The sequence below is a fragment of the Psychrobacter sp. S1-30-MNA-CIBAN-0213 genome (assembly GCF_040309845.1).
Lineage (GTDB): Bacteria > Pseudomonadota > Gammaproteobacteria > Pseudomonadales > Moraxellaceae > Psychrobacter.
Genome location: NZ_JBEOPE010000096.1, coordinates 1 through 261 on the forward strand (window position 1 = coordinate 1; position 261 = coordinate 261).

Below are 261 nucleotides of genomic sequence, written 5' to 3' on the forward strand. Positions count from 1 at the left end.
GCACCGGTCAACGCGGCGATAATAATTATATCGAGATCGGCATGCGTGCAGGCTTTCACGATACTCTTGATCGGCCAAGCGGCTATCCGCAGTTTTTTGATTTAGAAGGGCTTAAAGCTTCGCTACGGATATATGATACTGAAGACGACAATGTCAATAATGACCGAATTGAACTGCAGAATTTTACTTTGTTTCGGGGGCGCTCATTTAATCCGGACAATGCTGCCAAAAAAGGTCAGACCTGGGGCGCTAGCATAGAGG

1 protein-coding gene is annotated in these 261 nt (G+C 46.7%); it reads left to right on the plus strand.

Annotated features, from left to right (window positions below):
• A partial coding sequence (locus AAEY87_RS14095) for a DUF7840 domain-containing protein (protein ID WP_502945487.1) occupies positions 1-261 on the plus strand: 261 nt, incomplete at both ends.